Origin of the sequence: Nonomuraea sp. NPDC046570, from assembly GCF_040645915.1 — a bacterium.
In the GTDB taxonomy this organism is placed as follows: domain Bacteria; phylum Actinomycetota; class Actinomycetes; order Streptosporangiales; family Streptosporangiaceae; genus Nonomuraea.
On record NZ_JBEYZF010000009.1, the window covers coordinates 98,718 to 116,108 of the forward strand.

The following is a 17,391-nucleotide window of genomic DNA, read 5'->3' on the forward strand; positions in this document are numbered from 1 at the left end:
TTTCACAATAAAGACATAGGACAGACCATGTGCGTGTGCCCACGCTACAGCGGTTTTCCCGTGGGTCAAGAGCTGATTCGAGGCACACCCGGGAGACGGGATTCTTGACGCTGGATGTCGGCGGGGCTACATTCCGGTCATCTTCCGTCCTAGGTCCTACTTCGAAAGGTCCTGCGGTGACACTTCCCCTCTCTTCTCCCGAGCCCACCGACCGGCGTCGCGTCCTGGCCAAGCTGGGCCTGATCGGAGCCACCGCGGCGGTGGCCGTCCCCCTCTCCGCCACCTCCGCCCAGGCGGCCGTCCAGGGCAACGACCCCAACATCTTTTCCGCCGCCGACTTCGGCGCGGTCGGCAACGGCGTGGCCGACGACTCGCGCGCGCTGCAGAAGGCCATCGACGCGGCGGCCGCGGCCGGAGGCGGCACCGTGTGCCTCACCGTGGGCAAGAAGTACCTGGTCGGAGCTCCGCTGCACCTCAAGAGCGGGGTGACGATCGCCTCCGACCGGGCCAGGGCGACCATCGTGACGGCCGCGTCGTACAGCGAGAGCTATGTGCTGGACGCCCGCGACGCCAAGGTGATCGCCCTGCGCAACCTCACCTTCCTGTGCGAGGAGCGCCCCAGCCTGACCCGCTGCGTCCACCTGGTCGGCTGCACCGACGTCCAGTTGGACAACCTGCACGTCGAGGGGATCAGCGCGGGCACCTACGTCCCCACGCCGGGGGTGGCCTCCAGCGCGCTGATCAGGTTCGAGCACTGCCACCGCGTCGAGGTGCGCGGCTGCCGCCTGACCAAGGCCTACGTCGGGCTCAACGTGGCGGGCAACTCCACGCACGTCACCGTCGACGACTGCGACGTGCACGACGTGACCCAGTTCGGCATGCACGTGCTGGGCGGAGTCGACTCCCACACCGAGCACCTCACGATCAGCCGCTGCCGCCTCGAACGCATCGGCGGTACGGCCGGCCAGGTCGGCTACCCGATCTACATCACCTGCGGCGGCAACAACCCCGCCGCCCAGAAGCACAGGTTCGTCCGCGGCCTCGACAACCTGATCATCGGCAACAAGAAGGCGTACGGCCAGGGCGGCAACGCCGACCTCTTCGCGATCTACGACATCTTCGACGGCGTCTTCGAGCGCAACGCCCTGTTCTTCGGCGGCGACGCCGGGCTGTCGACCGACCGCTGCAGGAAACTGGTGATCGCGGGGAACATCATCGGGCACTGCCACACGGTCGGCATCAACGTCTGGCAGACCAACGACGTCACCGTGACCGGCAACGTGGTCTACAACAACTACCAGAACTACGGCGGCGCGGCCCACCCGGAGCCGCGCGGCGGGATCCGCACCTACGCCAGGTCGGGCTTCAAGGCGGAGAACGTCGTCATCGTCGGCAACCGCTGCTTCGACGACCAGGAGACCAAGACCCAGGACTACGGCGTGTACATCCACCCGCGCACCCGAGGGGTGGACATCGGGACCAACACCCTGACCGGCAACAAGGAGGGCATGTTCCGGGCCGGGTCGGTGGAGGGGATCACCTTCTCCTTCGTCGTCACCGTGGACGCGCTGCCCACCGAGGGGTACTGGGAGAAGGGCATGGTCGTCCAGCTCCGCAACCCGGCGGCGGGACAACCGCCGCAGTGGGTGTGCACGGCGGCGGGCAAGCCGGGCACCTGGCAGCCGCTCGGCGGCTCGGCGACGGCGACGTCCGTCACCGCGACGCCCGCCTACGTGGGCCAGCTCGCCCTGCAGGGCAACGCGCTGCACGTGGCCACGGGCACCGCCTCGGCGGCGGACTGGCGCAAGGTCGGAGACCTGGCGTGACGGTGCGCCTCCCGTTGGAAGAGGGCCGGTCCTCGCTGGAAGAGGGCCGGTCCTCGGCGGAATCCCCGTCGCGGGTGGGACGCAGGTCCCTGCTGGCGGCGGCGGGCGCGCTGGCCGCCGCCGGGGTGGCGGTGTCGAGCGCCCCCGCCCTCGCCGCAGTGCGGACGGTCGCGGCGACCGGCCTTCCACCCGCCACCGCTCACGGGCTGTACGTCGAGAAGGACGGCCCCGCCAGGCTGCTGATCTGGCAGCGCGCGAACCCGGGCCAGCGCTGGATCCGCTACGACGTGCGGCGCTTCACGGTGCCGGCGAAACGCCTGGACGCCTGGCGCGTCCAGGGCATCGCCGCCCTGCGGCCGGACACCTCCGCGCCGTCCCCCGGCGGCGCCGAGGCGCCGTCGATCGAACTCACCACCCCCGCCAACTACGAATACGCCTTCAAACTGGCGGGGCAGCAGTCCCACCTCGGCGGCATGCACGGTCACGAGCTGCTGCGGAGTTTCCTCATGGTGGCCGACGGCCGCGCAGTGCCGGTCGCCGAGCCGGGGGCGCTCACTGCCTTCGACACCTTCGAGCTGGCCCAGGACACCGAACTGTTCGACCCCCTGTCGGACCCGCCGACACCGATCGGCGACCTGCACGTGCGGCACGTGTTCACCGCCGGAGGGCTCGGGCTGCGGTGGCGGCTCGACTGGCGGGCCGAGCGGTCGGTGTCCGTCGCCTACGGCGCGATGCTGCCGGCGATCAGGGCGGCCGACGTGACCACCCGGATGCGCTACCTCGACCAGGCCCGCGAGTACGACATCGCGGCGGAGGGGCACGACGCGCCCTCCGCCGACAGCTACGGCGTGCAGATGTACAACACCACCAACGGCGCGAGCCTGTCGGTGGAGCTCGGCCCCGAGTTCTTCGGCGGCTACACGCGGTCGGCCGGTCGCGGGCTCTGGGTCTACGACGGCGCGAAGTACAACAAGGTCTACCCGACGCGCGTCTTCGACCCCCACCAGGAGCCGGTGGCCGCGGGCGACGCCTGGCACCTGGAGGCGACGTACCGGTTCCGCTTTCCCGCTTGAGCGGGGAGCGCGCAGGAAGGCGGGGAGGGTGCGGATCCACGCTCCCCGCCTTTCCGCTCAGCCGGGCTTGACAGGGGTTCCGGCGCGGGCCGACTCGTAGACGGCCAGGACCAGCGCCAGCGCCGCCCGGCCGTCGGCGGAGGTGACCTCGGGCGCTCGGCCCTCGGCGACCGCGTCGACGAAGTCGGCGAGCTGGGCCAGGTGCGACTCGGCGCCGAGCCGGGCGGGGGAGCCGCCGGAGATCCGGTCGTCGTCGCCGACCTTGAAGCTGCTGATGACCTCGTTCTCCACGACGGCGTGCCCCTGGTCGCCGAACACCGAGACCCGGACGCTCGCCCCGCCGTGCGCCGCCGTCGTCGCGAACACCCGCCCCAGCGCGCCGCCGGCGAACCGCACCGCGGCGATCGCGGTGTCCTCCACCTCGATGCCCTCGTGCGCCAGCAGGCCGGTGTACGCGGAGACCTCCTCGGCCGGGCCGAGCAGCGCGAGCATCAGGTCGACCACGTGCACGCCCTGGTTCATCAGCGCGCCGCCGCCGTCCAGCGCCCAGGTGCCGCGCCAGCCTCCCGAGTCGTAGTAGGACTGCGGCCGCCACAAGGTCACCTCGGCGGCCCCGGAGGTGAGCCGCCCCAGTTCCCCGGCCTCGATCGCCGCCTTCACCAGGCGGAAGGACGGCTCGAACCGGCGCTGGCTGATCACCGTGACGGTCCTGCCCGACTCGCGCTCCGCCTCGATGATCCGGTCGGCCGCGGCGAGCGTGATGTCGATCGGTTTCTCGATGACGACGTGCTTGCCCGCCCTGAGCGCGGGCACCGCGGCGTCGGCGTGCAGTCCGCTCGGCAGGCAGATGACGACCGCGTCGATGTCGTCCCTGGCGTACAGCGCGTCGAGGTCGCCGACCGCGTCGCAGCCGTGCGTCGCGGCGAGCGCCTCGGCCCGCCCGAGGTCCGTGTCGGCGACGGCGACGAGTCGCGCCTTGCCCTCCAGGGACGCGACCAGCCTCGCGTGCAGCGCTCCGATGACCCCGCACCCAACGATTCCGAATCGCACGGAACCCCCTTCGTGTCGGCAACTATGACCTAGGACTTTAGTTAGCCCCTCTGACCGGGTCAAGATTTCTGCGCGAAAGCCGCATTTCTGGCCATCAAATGTCTTATGTCCTAGGATTGCCGGACATTGGGCTACCAGAGGAGCAGGGAATGCGGCTGGGGATCATCGGGATCGACAACACGCACGCGGACCACGCCGTGCGCCACCTCAACCTGGAGCACGCGCTGGGGTCCGCGCGGGTCGTCGCCATCCACGGCGGTACGGCGGAGCGCTCCGCCGCCCTGGCCGAGACCGGCGGTGTCGAGACGGTCGCCGAGCGGCCCGAAGACCTGATCGGCCAGGTCGACGCGGTGATCGTGATGGACAGGGACGGCGCGCTGCACCGGGCGCATGCCGTACCGCTGCTCAAGGCCGGGGTGCCGGTGCTGGTGGACAAGCCGCTGGCGACCACGGTGGCCGACGCCGAGGCGATCCTGGCCGCGGCCAGGGCGGGAGGCGTGCCGGTCACCTCCTACAGCGCGCTGAGGTGGGCGCCCGCGCTGGCCGCCGTGGGCGAGCGGGCGGCCGAGATCGGCGAGATCCGCACGGTGGTGGCCACCGGGCCGGTCCAGCGCGACAGCGTCTACGGCGGGGTGTCCTTCTACGGCGTGCACGCGGTGGAGATGGCGCTCCACCTGCTCGCGCCGCCGGACGCCGCGCCCGCCGTGTCCGTGCTGCCCGGTGCCGTGCTCGCCGTCGTCCCCGCCGGGCCGGCGCACGGGGTGATCAACCTCGTCGAGCGCGGCCCGGAGGCGGCGGTGCCGTTCCATCTGGAGGTGGTCGGCACGAAGGGGGTCGTGGCCGAGCCGGTCGTCCTGGCGAAGGACTACACGCTGCCGTCGTTGCGGGTGTTCCTGGAGATGGCGCGGACGGGCGTGGCGCCGCTGGACGAGGCGGAGCTGCTGGCTCCGGTACGGGTGATGGAGGCGATCAGCGCGTCGATCGCGGCCTGCGCCGGCTGACCGCCTGGCGCGTCGAGCCGGTAGAAGAAGCCGTGCTCGGCCTCGGGCAGCAGCACCACCCTGGCCGGGACTCCCGCCTCGGCCAGGCGCTCGGCCAGGGCGTACACGGGCGGGTGCGGGAAGTACCGCTCCTTGCCGACCACGACGAACAGGAACGGCGGGGCGCCGGGCGACACATGGGTCTCCGGCGAGGCGGCGGCGAAGTCCGCGGACGGCGCGCCGGCCAGGTGCTCGACGGCGGCCTTGATCCCCGGGTCCATGTCCGGCCACGGCCGCAGCGTGCCGGGGCCGTTGAGGCTGACGCACGCGGCGGGCTCCCGCCAGGGCCGCCCGGCGCCGTGAACGCGGCGCGGGCCGCCGTCCGCCCACGGTCCGGCCAGGGCGAGGAGCGACCCCAGGTGCGCGCCCGCCGAGCTGCCCACCAGCACCACGGGCAGGTCGCCGAGCCCCTGGCTGTCCAGCAGGGACAGGAAGAGCCGGTAGCCGTCCGTGACATCGTCCATGAGCGGGCCGAGCCGCTCCCCGGTCCGGTAGCCGAGCGACGCGCTCACCACCCCACGCCCAGCCGCCTCCCGCATCCGCTCGTGCCACGCCTCCGGCGCTCCCGACGTCCAGCCGCCCCCATGAACGAAGCAGAGCGAATAGGGCGCGACGGCCTCCGCGGGCCAGAGCACATCGAGCCTGCGGCCAGGCACCGGCTCCCGGTCGTACGGCACGGTCTCGATCTTCACGACGCCTCCCTGGATGTGGTCCAATGGCCTGAAAGAAAGATCCTAGGTCCTAAGTGGGGAAGAGATGCGTTCGACGGACATACGGATACGCGAGGCCGCCGCGACCTTCCAGGACGTGTCGCTCGATCACCCGCTGCGGCTCTCGGGGGCGACGGTCGACCGGTTCACCCTGGCCCTCGTCACGGTGACCGCCGAGGACAGGTCGGGCCGCCTCGCCGAGGGCACGGGATCGAGCGTGCTGTCGGTGCCCTGGGCGTGGCCGCGCTCGGCCGCCACCTGGGAGGCCCGCGACGCCGCCCTCCGTGACCTGACCCGGCGGCTCGCCGAGACCGTGACCGACCTGGGGCCCGCCGACCCTTTCGACTTCTACGCCGACCTGGCCTCCGCGCCCGGAGAGGTGCCCGACCTGGCCGTGGCGCTCGCCCGGGGCGCGGTCGACAACGCCGTCCACGACGCCTGGGCGCGGGCGGCGGGCCGGTCGGCGTGGTCCATGTACGCGCCCGAGCACACGGGCTCCGCCCGCCGCGACCGGCTCCCCGTGCAGCACGTGGTCGGGGTGGGCGATCCGCTCGACGATGAGGGCTCGGGGCGCTCGCTGCGGGACTGGGTGCGCTCCGAGGGGATCGCCCACCTCAAGGTGAAGGTGGCGGGCGCCGACCCCGACGACGACGCGAAGCGGGTGGCCGAGGTGTACGACGTGCTGAGACGGACGGCGCCCGGACGGGTCTCGCTGTCCGTCGACCCGAACGAGGGCTACCGGGAGGCCGCCGGGGTCGTGGCGATGCTCGACGCCCTCCGGGTGGACGCGCCCGCCGCCTACGCCGCCGTCGCCTACCTGGAGCAGCCCGTGCCGCGCGACGCCGAGCCCGACCCCCGGGGGATGCGGGCGATCGGCCGCCGGGTCCCCGTCCTGGTCGACGAGGGCCTCGCCGGCGTGCGCGACCTCGCCGACCTGGTGGACCACGGGTGGAGCGGCCTGGTCGTCAAGGCGGCCAAGGGGCAGACGCTGGCGCTCACCGCCTTCGCGCACGCCCGCGCGCACGGGCTGCGGGTCATGGTCCAGGACCTGACCGCCGTCGATGTGGCCCTCGCGCACTCCGCCCGGCTGGCCGCAGCGCTCTCACCGTCCTGGCCCGCCTTCGAGTACAACAGCAGGCAGTACGCGCCGAAGGCCAACGCCCGGCTGGCCGAGGGCAGGCCGGATCTGGTGGCCGTGCGCGATGGGCACGTCGTCGTGGGGCCGCCGCTGGCAGGGATCTACTAATTAGGACCTAGGTCTTTTCTTGAGCGTGCGGGCGTCGTAGAGTGCGGGCCAGGCGAGAGGCGGGAGGGCCAATGCGGGTGGGATGGATCGGCACCGGGCTCATGGGCGAGCCGATGGCGCGGCGGCTGCTGGCGGCCGGGCATCGGCTGGCCGTGTACAACCGGACGCCGAGCCGTACGCGGAAGCTGGTCGCGGCCGGGGCGGGCGCGGCCGGGTCGGTGGCGGAGGCGGTGGCGGGCAACGAGGTCGTCGTGACGATGGTGGCGTTACCCGCCGACGTCGAGCAGGTGTTCCTCGGGCCCGGCGGCGTCCTGGCCCACGCCGCGCCGGGCAGCGTGGTCGTCGACTGCTCGACCTCCTCGCCCGAGCTGGCCCGGCGGCTGGCGGAGCAGGGGGCGGAGCGCGACGTCGCGGTCCTGGACGCGCCGGTCAGCGGTGGGCCCGCCGGAGCGGAGGCGGGGACGCTGTCGATCATGGCCGGGGGCGACGCCGAGGCGTACGCCAGGGTGCGCCCGCTGCTCGCCGCGGTCGCCGCCACCGTCGTCCACCACGGGCCGCCCGGCTCGGGACAGCTCGCCAAGCTCGTCAACCAGACCCTCGTCGCGGGCGCCACGCTCGCCGTCTGCGAGGCCTACGCGCTCGCCCACCGTGTCGGCCTCGACCCGGAGCTGGTACGGGAGTCGACGCGCGTCGGCGTGGCCGGATCACCGCTGTTCGACTTCCTGTGGACCCGGCTGGCGGCCGGCGACCTGGAGCCGGGCTTCAAACTCGACCACTTCATCAAGGATCTCGCCCTCGTCCGCGAGGCCGCGGGGGAGTCCCCGCTGCCGGGCGTCGGCCTGGTGACCGAGCTCGCCGAGCGGGCCAGGGCCGGGCGCGGGGGCGGGCGGGGCACCCAGGCGCTGGTCACCGCGATCATGGAGCGAGCCCGGTGATCGTCGACTCGCATGTGCACGTGGGGCGGTGGAAGTACCCGCCCCTGGAGGAGTACCTGCCCGCGATGAAGGAGGCCGGCGTGGCCGCCGCGGTGCTGGTGCAGTTCGTCGGCAACGCCGACAACGCCTACCTCGGGCAGTGCGTCGCCGCCCATCCCGGCCGCCTCGCCGCCGTCGCGATGGTCGAGCCCGACACCCACGGGGCGCCCGCGCACGTCGCCAGGCTCGCCGCGACCGGCCGCTTCGGCGGGATCCGGCTGTGGGCCACGACCCGCTCACCCGGAGCCGACCCGCTGGCGGTATGGCGGGCCGTCGAGGCCGCGGGGCTGGTGGCGAGCGTGCGCGGGCCCTTGCGCGACATCGCCGACCCCGCGTTCGCCGCCCTCCTCGACGAACTGCCCGCACTGCGCTTCCGGCTCGAACACCTCGGCTTCACCGAGTACCCCGCCGCCGACCGGCGGGACTTCGGCCGCTTCCTCGACCTGGCCGCCAGGCCCGGCGCGCACACCATGTGGGCCGGATTCTACGCCAACAGCGGCACGCCGTACCCGCATCCCGACGCCGACCCGTTCCTGCGGGACGCGGTCGCCGCGTTCGGGGCCAGGCGCGTCACCTGGAGCGGCGACTGGAACCGGCCCGACGCCCGGCCCGGCGACTACGCCGCCGCGGTGCGCCACCCGCTGGAGCGGCCCTACCTCACCGAGGAGGACCGCCGCTGGATCCTCGGCCGCGCGACGGCCCACCTGTTCGGCCTGCCCGAGGCGGGGGCGTGAGCGTCCGGGTCGGGATCATCGGGCCCGGTGGCATCGCCGAACGCCACGCCGCCGCCCTCACCGGCGCGGGCGCCACACTCGCCGCCGTCGCGGGCCCCGACCTCGCCCAGGCCACCGCCTTCGCCGCCGCCCACCCCACCCAGGGGTACGGCAGAGCTACGGTGCACCGCACCGCCGACGACCTCTGCGCGCAACCGGGGCTGGACGCCGTGATCATCGCGGCGCCGCACGCCGTCCACGCCGAGCAGGCCATCGCCGCGCTGGAGGCCGGGCTGCACGTGCTCTGCGAGATCCCGGCCGGGCTGAGCCTGGCCGAGGCGCGGGCCGTCGCCGACGCCGCCGAGCGGGCGGGCAGGCACGCCGCCGTCGCGCACACGCTGCGGTTCTGCTCGCCGTACCTCGCGGCGAAGGAGCTGATCGAGGCGGGGGAGTCGCGGGTGCGGCACGTCGTGGCCCGCACGCTCATGCTGCGCCAGCGCGACACCGGCTTGGACGGGCGGCCCCGCGACTGGAGCGACGACGTGCTCTGGCACCACGGCGCGCACACCGTGGACGCCGCGCTGTGGCTCCTCGGCGCCGCCTCCGCCGAGGTGAGCGGCGGGCTCGGGCCGCCGTGGAAGGCCGGCGGGCGGGCGATGGACGTGGGCGCGGTGCTGCGCGTCCCGGACGGCGGCCTGGCCACGATCGCCCTGTCGTACCACTCCAGGCTGGCCGCCCGCGACCTGACGATCATCGCGGAGGACCGCACCCTGCACCTGTCCGGCGGGCGGCTGCTCGACGGCGACCGGCTGATCGCCGACTGCGGCGACGCCGACCGGATGGAGCGCGAAGGGCTGGCCAGGCAGGACCGCGACTTCCTCGCCGCCGTCACCGAGGGACGCCCGCCCGCCTGCACCGTGGCCGACGTCCTGCCCGCCATGCGCGTGCTCGACCACCTCCACCGGCTGAACGAAGGAAACCTGTGAACGAACTCGCCCGCATGGTCACCGACGAGGCCGCCGAAGCCCTCGGCCGCGCGAAGATCGCGCTCGTGCCGATCGGCGCGACCGAGCAGCACGGCCGCCACCTCACCTTCGACACCGACTTCGCCATCGCCGAGGCGTTCGCCCGCAGGCTCGCCGCCGATCTGGGCGCGGACGCCCTGCTCTGCCCCGGCTTGCCGTACGGGCTGTCGGAGCACCACCTGGGCTTCGCCGGAACGCTCACGCTGCGGCCCGCCACGTTGCTCGCCGTCCTGCACGACGTGGCCGAGTCGCTGGCGGCGGCGGGACTGCGGCGCGTCATCGTCGTCAACGGCCACGGCGGCAACGTCGACGCCGTCCGGCTGGCGGCGCGCGGCCTGCGGCGCGACCACGGCGTGCTGATGGCCCACCTCATGTGGGCGGGGCTCGCCGCCGACACCATCGCCGAGCACGTCGGCAGCGCCCGCTACGGCCACGCCTGCGAGGGCGAGACGTCGGTCGGCATGGTGCTGGCCCCGCAGGTCGTCCGCGCGGACCGCATCGGCCCGCCCGACCCCGGCCTGCCGGTCCTGCCGCACGCCGCGCCCCCCACCCCCAGGGTCGACCTGCCGCTCGCCTACGACACCCTGTCGGCGGGCGGCGCGCTGGGCGACGCCCGGCTGGCGAGCACCGAACTGGGCAAGAAGATCGTCGAGACGGCGTACGGCAGGGCGCTGGAGTTCGCCAGGGCCTTCGCCGCCGGAACGGAGGGCTGAGCCGTGCGGGTGCTCGTCGCGGGAGGGGCGGGGGACGTGGGCCGGATGGTCGTGCCCGTCCTCGCCCGCCACCATCAGGTCCGGGTGCTGGACCTGCGGCCGCCGGAGGGCGAGGTCGAGTTCATCGAGGGCAGCGTCACCGACCAGGCGGCCGTCGAGAAGGCGGCCCGCGACCAGGACGCCGTCGTCTACCTGGCCATGGGCCGGAAGACCGGCTGGCGCGACGGCCCCGCCTGGGTGGCCAGCCACTTCGCGGTGAACGTGACCGGCCCCCACGTCACCCTGGAGACCTGCGCCCGGGCAGGGGTACGGCAGGCCGTCTACGCCAGCAGCATGTCGGTCTTCGCCGACTACACGACCCGCGACTACACGGCCGACCCCGCCCCCGACGCCACCGACGCCTACGGCCTGACCAAGCGCCTCGGCGAGCAGGTGTGCGAGGCGGCCTCGCGGGAGCACGGCCTGGCCGTCACCGCGCTGCGCCTGGTCGGGCCGATGCCGGACGAGGAATGGCACGCCTACCGGGGAGAGCGCCGCGAGCTGGTGACCGCGGGCAGCGACGTGGCGGCGGCCTTTTTGGCCGCTCTCGCCCGCACCGAGCCGGGCTTCGCCGCGTACACGATCACCGGCGACCACGATCGGCTGACCCTGGACTGGACGCCCGCCTTCACCGCCCTCGGGTGGCGGCCGAGGGCCAGGCGGTCATAGGGCTTCTCGGCCGTCCTCCGCGGGCACGGGGTCCGGACTCTCGAAATGCCGGCGGTAGTGGCGATCGAGCCAGAATCCCGCGATCTGCGAGCTGAACACCGACAGCAGGACGAGCGCGACGAAGAACTTCTCGTTGATGATCTGGGCGTCGAACGTCACCGTCGCGAGGACGATCCCCGGACCGCCTCGCGCGTTCATCGCCACCGCGTACGTGAGCGCCCGCTTGTTGTCCTCGCGCGCCAGCCGGGCACCCAGCCATATGCTGACGGACTTGATCACGCAGGCGAAGACGAAGAACCAGAGGAAGAACAGCACGTCGAAGTGGTGGACGAGGTTCAGTTTGAGTCCGACGACGGCAAAGTAGATCGGGACGAAGAAAGCCAGGGAGAAGCGTTTGAGCGTGCCCCACTTGTCGTTCTCCGTCCCCTCCTGAACGCCGGAGGCGGTGTCGCTGCGTGACACGCTCATGCCCGCCACGAGTGCGCCGAAGACCGGATTGACGCCGAGCGAGACGCTGATCAGGACGGTGACGAGCAGAAAGACGAGCCGGAAGGCGGTCGCGTTGCGGCGCTCCAGCGCGTTGAACCGGTTGGCGGCGAGCCATCGGAAGATCCGGCCGCCCACCGCGAGGAACACCGCGAAGAAGACGAGCGCCATCACGATGTAGTACACGGAGGAGTAGACGACCGAGTCGACTCCGATCAGCGCCCACAATCCGAACGCGCTCTCCGACCTGGCCTGCACCAGACCCAGTCCGACGGCCAGGATCACGTAGAGGATGACGTCCTCGATGACCGCGACGCTGAGCACCACGCGGGCGAAGGCCGTGTTCAGAATGCCGATGTCCAGCAGGATTCTGGAGATCACCGGGATGCTCGTCACGGCGATCGCGACACCGAAGACCAGCGTGAAGACCACCGGCGTGCCGCGCGGCCCGGAGAAGTCGGTGTAGTCGAGCATCTGGGCGACGAGCAGAGCGGAGCCGAAGGGAATGAGCAACCCGCTCACGCTCAGGGAGGCGACGAGCGTGCGTTCTCTGCCGCCCGACGGAATCCGCAGTTCGCCGCCGGCCAGGAACATCAGCAGGATGAGTCCGAACTGGTACAGCGCCCCGATCACCACCGAGGTGACCCCGGACGCCGGAAACAGCCTGGTGGCGGTGTCCGGGGCGACCAGGCCCAGCACGGTCGGCCCGAGGAGGAACCCGCCGACGATCTCGCCGATCACGGGGGGCTGCCGGAGCCGGGCGAACAGGTGGCCCACGATGTGGGCACACGCGATCAGCAGGGTCAGCGCCAGGAGAAGGTGCGCGAGATCAGCGGTTCGAAATAACATCGCGTCTCCGGGTTTCGATTCATGAACGAATTGCCGAGCGAGCGGTTCGCCGTCAATACCGACATGAGTGGGGGAACTGTTTTCCGGCAGCGCGGAAAGGGGGGCGGCGGGTTTGTGGCGTCTCACCCTTCCTGCGCGACACCAGGCCATCCCGCCGACCGAACGCGTCGACCATTCATTTAAAGATCGCGATTAAAGGCCGTTACACTATGTTTACACCTGTGCGATGAGACAATCAAGGCACTAAAATTCACACTCGCGAGCTGTGATCAAGGTTTACTTATGACTTTTAGTGTTAACGTCGCTTGGGGTGGCCGGGGGATACAGCCGGAGCCTGCCTGAATTATCGCTTTATAGCGTAAATTGTCCACCCATTTCGGGCGGCAGGCCAATTAGACATTCTTCTCAGATCTGGGCAAATGTCGAGTGTTGCGAGCCTGTGGTGTGCGGGTGAGAGGGAAAGTCGGCGAGCCTCTCGCGAGGTAATTATCGGGGACTCTGTCTCGTTGATCCGGTCGTGCGGGAAGAAGATCTGATTCCTGTCGGCCCGCGCCTCCGCACGCCGACCGTATCCATCGGGTCATCCATCGATATCGCCGCGATCAAATCTGGCCCAGAAATTCGCCTGGCCGACTAGGTGCCGCCCCGGCGCCGGTCCTTGCCACTCGTTACGTATAGTTATAAATTCGATACATAGGGTGACACTGTGCTTGAGGAGGGATCCGCAATGACGCGGAGTCCGGACGGACTGTCGGCGGCTCGCCTCTTCGCCATGAGAACGGCGCCGGCCCGCCGGCTGGCGGTCGACGCCGAACGGGTCGCGGACGCCTGCCAGGCCATGGCGGCCCGGTTTCAACGCGGCGGCAAACTCATCGTGTTCGGCAGCGGCGCCGCCGCCACCGACGCGCAGCACGTCGCGGTCGAGTTCATGCACCCGGTCATCGTCGGCAAGCGCGCCCTGCCGGCGATCTCGCTGACCTCCGACGTGGCCACGGTCACCGGCGTGTCCGCCCTGTCGGGGCCCGCCGCGATCTTCGCCCACCAGCTGCGACATCTCGCCGAACCCGAGGACATCGCCCTGGGCGTCGCCCTCGACGGCCGGTGCGCCGCCGTACACCACGGCCTCGCGGTCGCCGGGGAGATGGGCCTGCTCACGGTGGCGCTGCTCGGCGGGGACGGCGAGATCACCGCGGACCACGCGCTGACCGTGGCGTCCGATGATCCCAGGGTGGTGAAGGAGGTGCACGTCACCACGTACCACCTTCTGTGGGAGTTGACACATGTCTTCTTCGAGCAGCCGGGGGTACTAATCCGATGAGCTGCTCAGCAGAGCACCACTGCGTGACCTGCTCGGACGAGGCCGTGACCGTCCTGGTCGTGGACCTGCTGGAGGGCGACCTGGCCCTCGTGGACACCGAGCGGGGCCGTGAGGAGATCAGCGTCGCGCTGGTCGAGGCCGCCGTGGGCGACCTGGTCCTCGTACATGCCAAAGAGGCGATCGCCGTCGTGGGGAGTGGAGGACCGTGAGCCCGCTGGAGTCGCTCTATCCCTTTCTGTACGCCGAGGAGCGCACGGACCCGGCGATGGTGCTCGACGACGTGCGGCGGTCCAGCATCGCCAAGATCGAGGAGATCGTCGAGCTGCGGCGGACCGTCGCGGACCGGGACGGCGCCAGGCTCGACGCGTGCGCCGCGGAGATGGCCGCGGCCTTCGCCGCCGGGGGCAGGCTGTTCGCCTTCGGCAACGGCGGCAGCTCCAGCGACGCCCAGGATCTGGCCGGCCTCTTCCTCCATCCCGGAGGGCTGCCCGCCTTCGCCCTCACCGGCGACGCCGCGGTCATGACCGCGCTCTCCAACGACATCGGCTTCGACGTGGTGTTCTCCCGCCAGCTGGCCGCGCTCGGCCGGCGGGGCGACATCGCCGTCGGACTCTCCACCAGCGGTAACTCCCCGAACCTGCTGCGCGCCTTCGAGGAGGCGGCCTCGCGGGGCATGCTCACCGTCGGCCTGGTCGGCGACGGCGGCGGCGAGATGGCAGGGCGTGACGACATCGACCACCTGTTCGTGGTGCCCTCGACATCGGTGCACCGCATCCAGGAAGCCCAGACCACGATCTACCAGGTCCTGTGGGAGCTGACCGTCTCAAGGGGGAATCATGACTGACGACCCGGAACTCCACATTCTCTGGATCAACGCCGGACTCAGCTGCGACGGGGACTCCGTCGCGCTGACGGCCGCGACGCAGCCGAGCATCGAGGAGATCGTCCTCGGCGGTCTGCCCGGCCTGCCGAAGGTGGCCGTGCACTGGCCGCTGATCGACTTCGAGAGCGGGCCGATGCAGGGCGCCGACGCCTTCATCGAGTGGTTCTTCAAGGCAGACCGGGGCGAGCTGGAGCCCTTCGTGCTCGTCGTCGAGGGTTCCATCCCGAACGAGTCGCTCAAGCAGGAGGGCTACTGGTGCGGCTTCGGCAACAACCCGGAGACGGGGCAGCCGATGACCACCAGCGAGTGGCTCGACAGGCTCGCGCCCAAGGCGACGGCCGTCCTGGCCGCCGGTACCTGCGCCACCTACGGCGGCATCCACGCGATGGCGGGCAACCCGACCGGCGCGATGGGCGTGGCCGACTACCTCGGCTGGGACTGGAAGTCCAAGGCGGGCCTGCCGATCGTCAACGTCCCCGGCTGCCCGATCCAGCCGGACAACCTGTCCGAGACGATCCTCTACCTGCTCTACCAGGTGTCGGGCCAGGCGCCGATGATCCCGCTGGACGAGGCGCTTCGGCCGACCTGGCTGTTCGGCCAGACCGTCCACGAGGGCTGCGACCGGGCCGGCTACTACGAGCAGGGCCAGTTCGCCGCCGAGTACGGCTCCCCGAAGTGCCTGGTCAAGATCGGGTGCTGGGGGCCGGTGGTGAAGTGCAACGTTCCCAAACGCGGCTGGATGAACGGCATCGGCGGCTGCCCGAACGTGGGCGGGATCTGCATCGCCTGCACCATGCCGGGCTTCCCCGACAAGTTCATGCCGTTCATGGACGAGCCCCCCGGCGCCCGCGTCTCGGCCACGGCGAGCGGCGCGTACGGGGTCGTGATCAGGGCCCTTCGCGGTTTCACGATGAAGACAGTCGACATGGAGCCGAAGTGGCGCAAGAAGGGCCGCGAGCTCCTCACCGGATACAAGGCTCCCTGGTAAAGGCAGAGATATGACGACTTCAGAGCAGGATCCAGACCTCGTCGAGATGGCCTGGGACCCGATCACCAGGATCGTGGGCAGTCTCGGCATCTACGCCAAGGTCAACTTCAGGACCAAGGAGGTCACCGAGTGCCACAGCACCTCGTCGATCTTCCGCGGCTACAGCATCTTCATGAAGGGCAAGGACCCCAGGGACGCGCACTTCATCACCAGCCGCATCTGCGGCATCTGCGGTGACAACCACGCCACCTGCTCGGTCTACGCGCAGAACATGGCCTACGGCGTGGCGCCCCCGGCGCTGGGCGAGTGGATCCTGAACCTGGGCGAGGCCGCCGAATACATGTTCGACCACAACATCTTCCAGGAGAACCTGGTCGGGGTCGACTACTGCGAGAAGATGGTGCGCGAGACCAACCCCGGCGTGCTGGAGATGGCCGAACGCACCGAGTGCCCGCGCGCGGGCGAGCACGGCTACAAGACCATCGCCGACATCATGCGCTCGCTCAACCCCCTGGAGGGCGAGTTCTACCGTGAGGCGCTCCAGGTGAGCCGCCTCACGCGGGAGATGTTCTGCCTGATGGAGGGCAGGCATGTGCACCCGTCGACGCTCTACCCCGGCGGGGTGGGCACGGTCGCGACGGTGCAACTGTTCACCGACTACCTGACCCGGCTCATGCGCTACGTGGAGTTCATGAAGCGGGTCGTCCCGATGCACGACGACCTGTTCGACTTCTTCTACCAGGCGCTGCCCGGCTACGAGCAGGTCGGCCGGCGGCGGGTGATGCTGGGCTGCTGGGGGAGCTTCAACGACCCCGCACACTGCGACTTCGACTACGCGAACATGGCCGACTGGGGCCGCAAGATGTTCGTCACGCCGGGCGTGGTGGTGGACGGGAAGCTGGTCACCAACAACCTGGTCGACATCAACCTGGGCATCCGCATCCTGCTCGGCAGCTCCTACTACGACGACTGGGCGGGCCAGGAGCCGTTCGTCACCCACGACCCGCTCGGCAATCCGGTCGACATCCGCCACCCGTGGAACCAGCACACGATCCCGCACCCGCAGAAGCGCGACTTCTCGGGCAACTACAGCTGGGTGATGTCGCCCAGATGGTTCGACGGGACCGATCACCTGGCGCTCGACACCGGTGGCGGCCCGCTCGCCCGGCTGTGGTCCACGGCGCTGTCCGGCCTGGTCGACATCGGCTACGTCAAGGCCACCGGGCACAGCGTGATCATCAATCTGCCGAAGACGGCGCTCAAGCCCGAGAAGACGTTCGAGTGGAAGATCCCGCAGTGGAGCAACACCATTGAACGCAACAGGGCGAGGACCTACTTCCAGGCCTACGCGGCGGCGTGCGCCCTGCACTTCACCGAGATGGCGCTGGCCGAGGTGCGCGCGGGCCGTACCCAGACCTGGGCGCCCTTCAAGGTTCCCGAGGAGGCCATCAGCTGCGGTTTCACCGAGGCCGTGCGCGGTGTTCTCTCGCACCACATGGTGATCAGGAACGGGAAGATCGCGAACTACCACCCGTACCCGCCGACACCGTGGAACGCCAGCGTCCGGGATTCCTACGGCACGCCGGGCCCCTACGAGGACGCGGTGCACAACACGCCGATCTTCGAGGAGAACTCGCGGGAGAACTTCAAGGGCATCGACATCATGCGCACGATCCGCAGCTTCGACCCGTGCCTGCCGTGCGGCGTGCACATGTACCTCGGGCAGGGCAAGGATCTCCGGCGCCTGCACAGCCCGCACGCCTTCACCACTCTGTAGGGGACGGGAACG

16 protein-coding genes and 1 pseudogene are annotated in these 17,391 nt (G+C 70.9%); 14 read left to right on the top strand and 3 right to left on the bottom strand.

All coding sequences use genetic code 11. The annotated features are described in order from the left end of the window. The first annotated feature begins 176 nt into the window (after window positions 1-176). Entirely contained in the window at window positions 177-1,826 is a 1,650-nt protein-coding gene (locus tag ABZ911_RS16925) for a right-handed parallel beta-helix repeat-containing protein (RefSeq protein WP_358056072.1), read from the top strand. Then, complete coding sequence (locus tag ABZ911_RS16930; RefSeq protein WP_358056074.1) at window positions 1,823-2,899, top strand: hypothetical protein; 1,077 nt, start codon at window positions 1,823-1,825, stop codon at window positions 2,897-2,899. Before ABZ911_RS16925 ends, ABZ911_RS16930 begins: the two co-directional genes overlap by 4 nt. Before the next feature lie 57 nt (window positions 2,900-2,956). Here ABZ911_RS16930 and ABZ911_RS16935 read toward each other — a convergent pair whose 3' ends face one another. Next, on the bottom strand, window positions 2,957-3,949 hold the full coding sequence (locus tag ABZ911_RS16935) for a Gfo/Idh/MocA family oxidoreductase (RefSeq protein ID WP_358056076.1): 993 nt from the start codon (window positions 3,947-3,949) through the stop codon (window positions 2,957-2,959). 149 nt (window positions 3,950-4,098) lie between these two features. Here ABZ911_RS16935 and ABZ911_RS16940 point away from each other — a divergent pair, with 149 nt between their 5' ends. Continuing rightward, entirely contained in the window at window positions 4,099-4,950 is an 852-nt protein-coding gene (locus tag ABZ911_RS16940) for a Gfo/Idh/MocA family oxidoreductase (RefSeq protein WP_358056078.1), read from the top strand. Window positions 4,951-4,985: 35 nt separating this feature from the next. Here the strand turns inward: ABZ911_RS16940 and ABZ911_RS16945 are convergent. Further along, window positions 4,986-5,681: pseudogene (locus ABZ911_RS16945) on the bottom strand (alpha/beta hydrolase); the annotation flags it as partial. Between the two features lie 64 nt (window positions 5,682-5,745). Between ABZ911_RS16945 and ABZ911_RS16950 the strand changes: the two are divergent. From ABZ911_RS16950 to ABZ911_RS16975, 6 genes are all read left to right on the top strand, one after another. Further along, entirely contained in the window at window positions 5,746-6,945 is a 1,200-nt protein-coding gene (locus tag ABZ911_RS16950) for a mandelate racemase/muconate lactonizing enzyme family protein (RefSeq protein WP_358056080.1), read from the top strand. A gap of 71 nt (window positions 6,946-7,016) precedes the next feature. Next, a complete protein-coding gene (locus ABZ911_RS16955; RefSeq protein WP_358056082.1) occupies window positions 7,017-7,880 on the top strand; it encodes an NAD(P)-dependent oxidoreductase in 864 nt (287 codons plus the stop codon). Continuing rightward, window positions 7,877-8,653, top strand: a complete 777-nt coding sequence (locus tag ABZ911_RS16960) for an amidohydrolase family protein (RefSeq protein WP_358056084.1) — start codon at window positions 7,877-7,879, stop codon at window positions 8,651-8,653. The genes ABZ911_RS16955 and ABZ911_RS16960 overlap by 4 nt, the downstream gene beginning before the upstream one ends. Continuing rightward, the gene (locus tag ABZ911_RS16965; RefSeq protein ID WP_358056086.1) at window positions 8,650-9,618 is read left to right on the top strand and encodes a Gfo/Idh/MocA family oxidoreductase; all 969 of its coding nucleotides are present in this window, start codon (window positions 8,650-8,652) and stop codon (window positions 9,616-9,618) included. Before ABZ911_RS16960 ends, ABZ911_RS16965 begins: the two co-directional genes overlap by 4 nt. After that, window positions 9,615-10,370, top strand: a complete 756-nt coding sequence (locus ABZ911_RS16970; RefSeq protein ID WP_358056088.1) for a creatininase family protein — start codon at window positions 9,615-9,617, stop codon at window positions 10,368-10,370. Before ABZ911_RS16965 ends, ABZ911_RS16970 begins: the two co-directional genes overlap by 4 nt. 3 nt (window positions 10,371-10,373) lie before the next feature. Then, entirely contained in the window at window positions 10,374-11,078 is a 705-nt protein-coding gene (locus ABZ911_RS16975; protein ID WP_358056090.1) for an NAD(P)-dependent oxidoreductase, read from the top strand. On the opposite strand, the gene ABZ911_RS16980 is transcribed toward ABZ911_RS16975, so the two are convergent. Beyond that, window positions 11,073-12,539: a cation:proton antiporter gene (locus tag ABZ911_RS16980; protein WP_358056092.1), complete on the bottom strand. Its 1,467-nt coding sequence runs from the start codon at window positions 12,537-12,539 to the stop codon at window positions 11,073-11,075. The two genes, ABZ911_RS16975 and ABZ911_RS16980, sit on opposite strands and share 6 nt — an antisense overlap. Before the next feature lie 646 nt (window positions 12,540-13,185). On the opposite strand from ABZ911_RS16980, the gene ABZ911_RS16985 reads away from it, so the two are divergent. From ABZ911_RS16985 to ABZ911_RS17005, 5 genes are read left to right on the top strand one after another with little or no spacing between them, the layout of a single operon-like run. Then, a complete protein-coding gene (locus ABZ911_RS16985; RefSeq protein ID WP_358056094.1) occupies window positions 13,186-13,731 on the top strand; it encodes an SIS domain-containing protein in 546 nt (181 codons plus the stop codon). Continuing rightward, window positions 13,728-13,940, top strand: coding sequence for a HypC/HybG/HupF family hydrogenase formation chaperone (locus tag ABZ911_RS16990; protein WP_358056096.1), 213 nt, complete (start codon window positions 13,728-13,730; stop codon window positions 13,938-13,940). Before ABZ911_RS16985 ends, ABZ911_RS16990 begins: the two co-directional genes overlap by 4 nt. Next, entirely contained in the window at window positions 13,937-14,575 is a 639-nt protein-coding gene (locus tag ABZ911_RS16995; protein WP_358056098.1) for an SIS domain-containing protein, read from the top strand. Before ABZ911_RS16990 ends, ABZ911_RS16995 begins: the two co-directional genes overlap by 4 nt. Continuing rightward, entirely contained in the window at window positions 14,568-15,602 is a 1,035-nt protein-coding gene (locus ABZ911_RS17000) for a hydrogenase expression protein HypE (RefSeq protein ID WP_358056100.1), read from the top strand. The genes ABZ911_RS16995 and ABZ911_RS17000 overlap by 8 nt, the downstream gene beginning before the upstream one ends. A gap of 10 nt (window positions 15,603-15,612) precedes the next feature. Further along, window positions 15,613-17,379 carry a nickel-dependent hydrogenase large subunit gene (locus ABZ911_RS17005; protein WP_358056102.1) on the top strand — a complete coding sequence of 589 codons (1,767 nt, stop codon included), beginning with the start codon at window positions 15,613-15,615 and terminating at the stop codon, window positions 17,377-17,379. Window positions 17,380-17,391: the final 12 nt, after the last annotated feature.

What these genes read in the sequence shown, in the direction of transcription:
- ABZ911_RS16940 (WP_358056078.1), top strand. Translation starts at nt 4,099, where the DNA reads ATGCGGCTGGGGATCATCGGGATCGACAACACGCACGCGGACCACGCC.
- ABZ911_RS16950 (WP_358056080.1), top strand. Translation starts at nt 5,746, where the DNA reads ATGCGTTCGACGGACATACGGATACGCGAGGCCGCCGCGACCTTCCAG.
- ABZ911_RS16955 (WP_358056082.1), top strand. Translation starts at nt 7,017, where the DNA reads ATGCGGGTGGGATGGATCGGCACCGGGCTCATGGGCGAGCCGATGGCG.
- ABZ911_RS16985 (WP_358056094.1), top strand. Translation starts at nt 13,186, where the DNA reads ATGAGAACGGCGCCGGCCCGCCGGCTGGCGGTCGACGCCGAACGGGTC.
- ABZ911_RS16990 (WP_358056096.1), top strand. Translation starts at nt 13,728, where the DNA reads ATGAGCTGCTCAGCAGAGCACCACTGCGTGACCTGCTCGGACGAGGCC.
- ABZ911_RS17000 (WP_358056100.1), top strand. Translation starts at nt 14,568, where the DNA reads ATGACTGACGACCCGGAACTCCACATTCTCTGGATCAACGCCGGACTC.
- ABZ911_RS17005 (WP_358056102.1), top strand. Translation starts at nt 15,613, where the DNA reads ATGACGACTTCAGAGCAGGATCCAGACCTCGTCGAGATGGCCTGGGAC.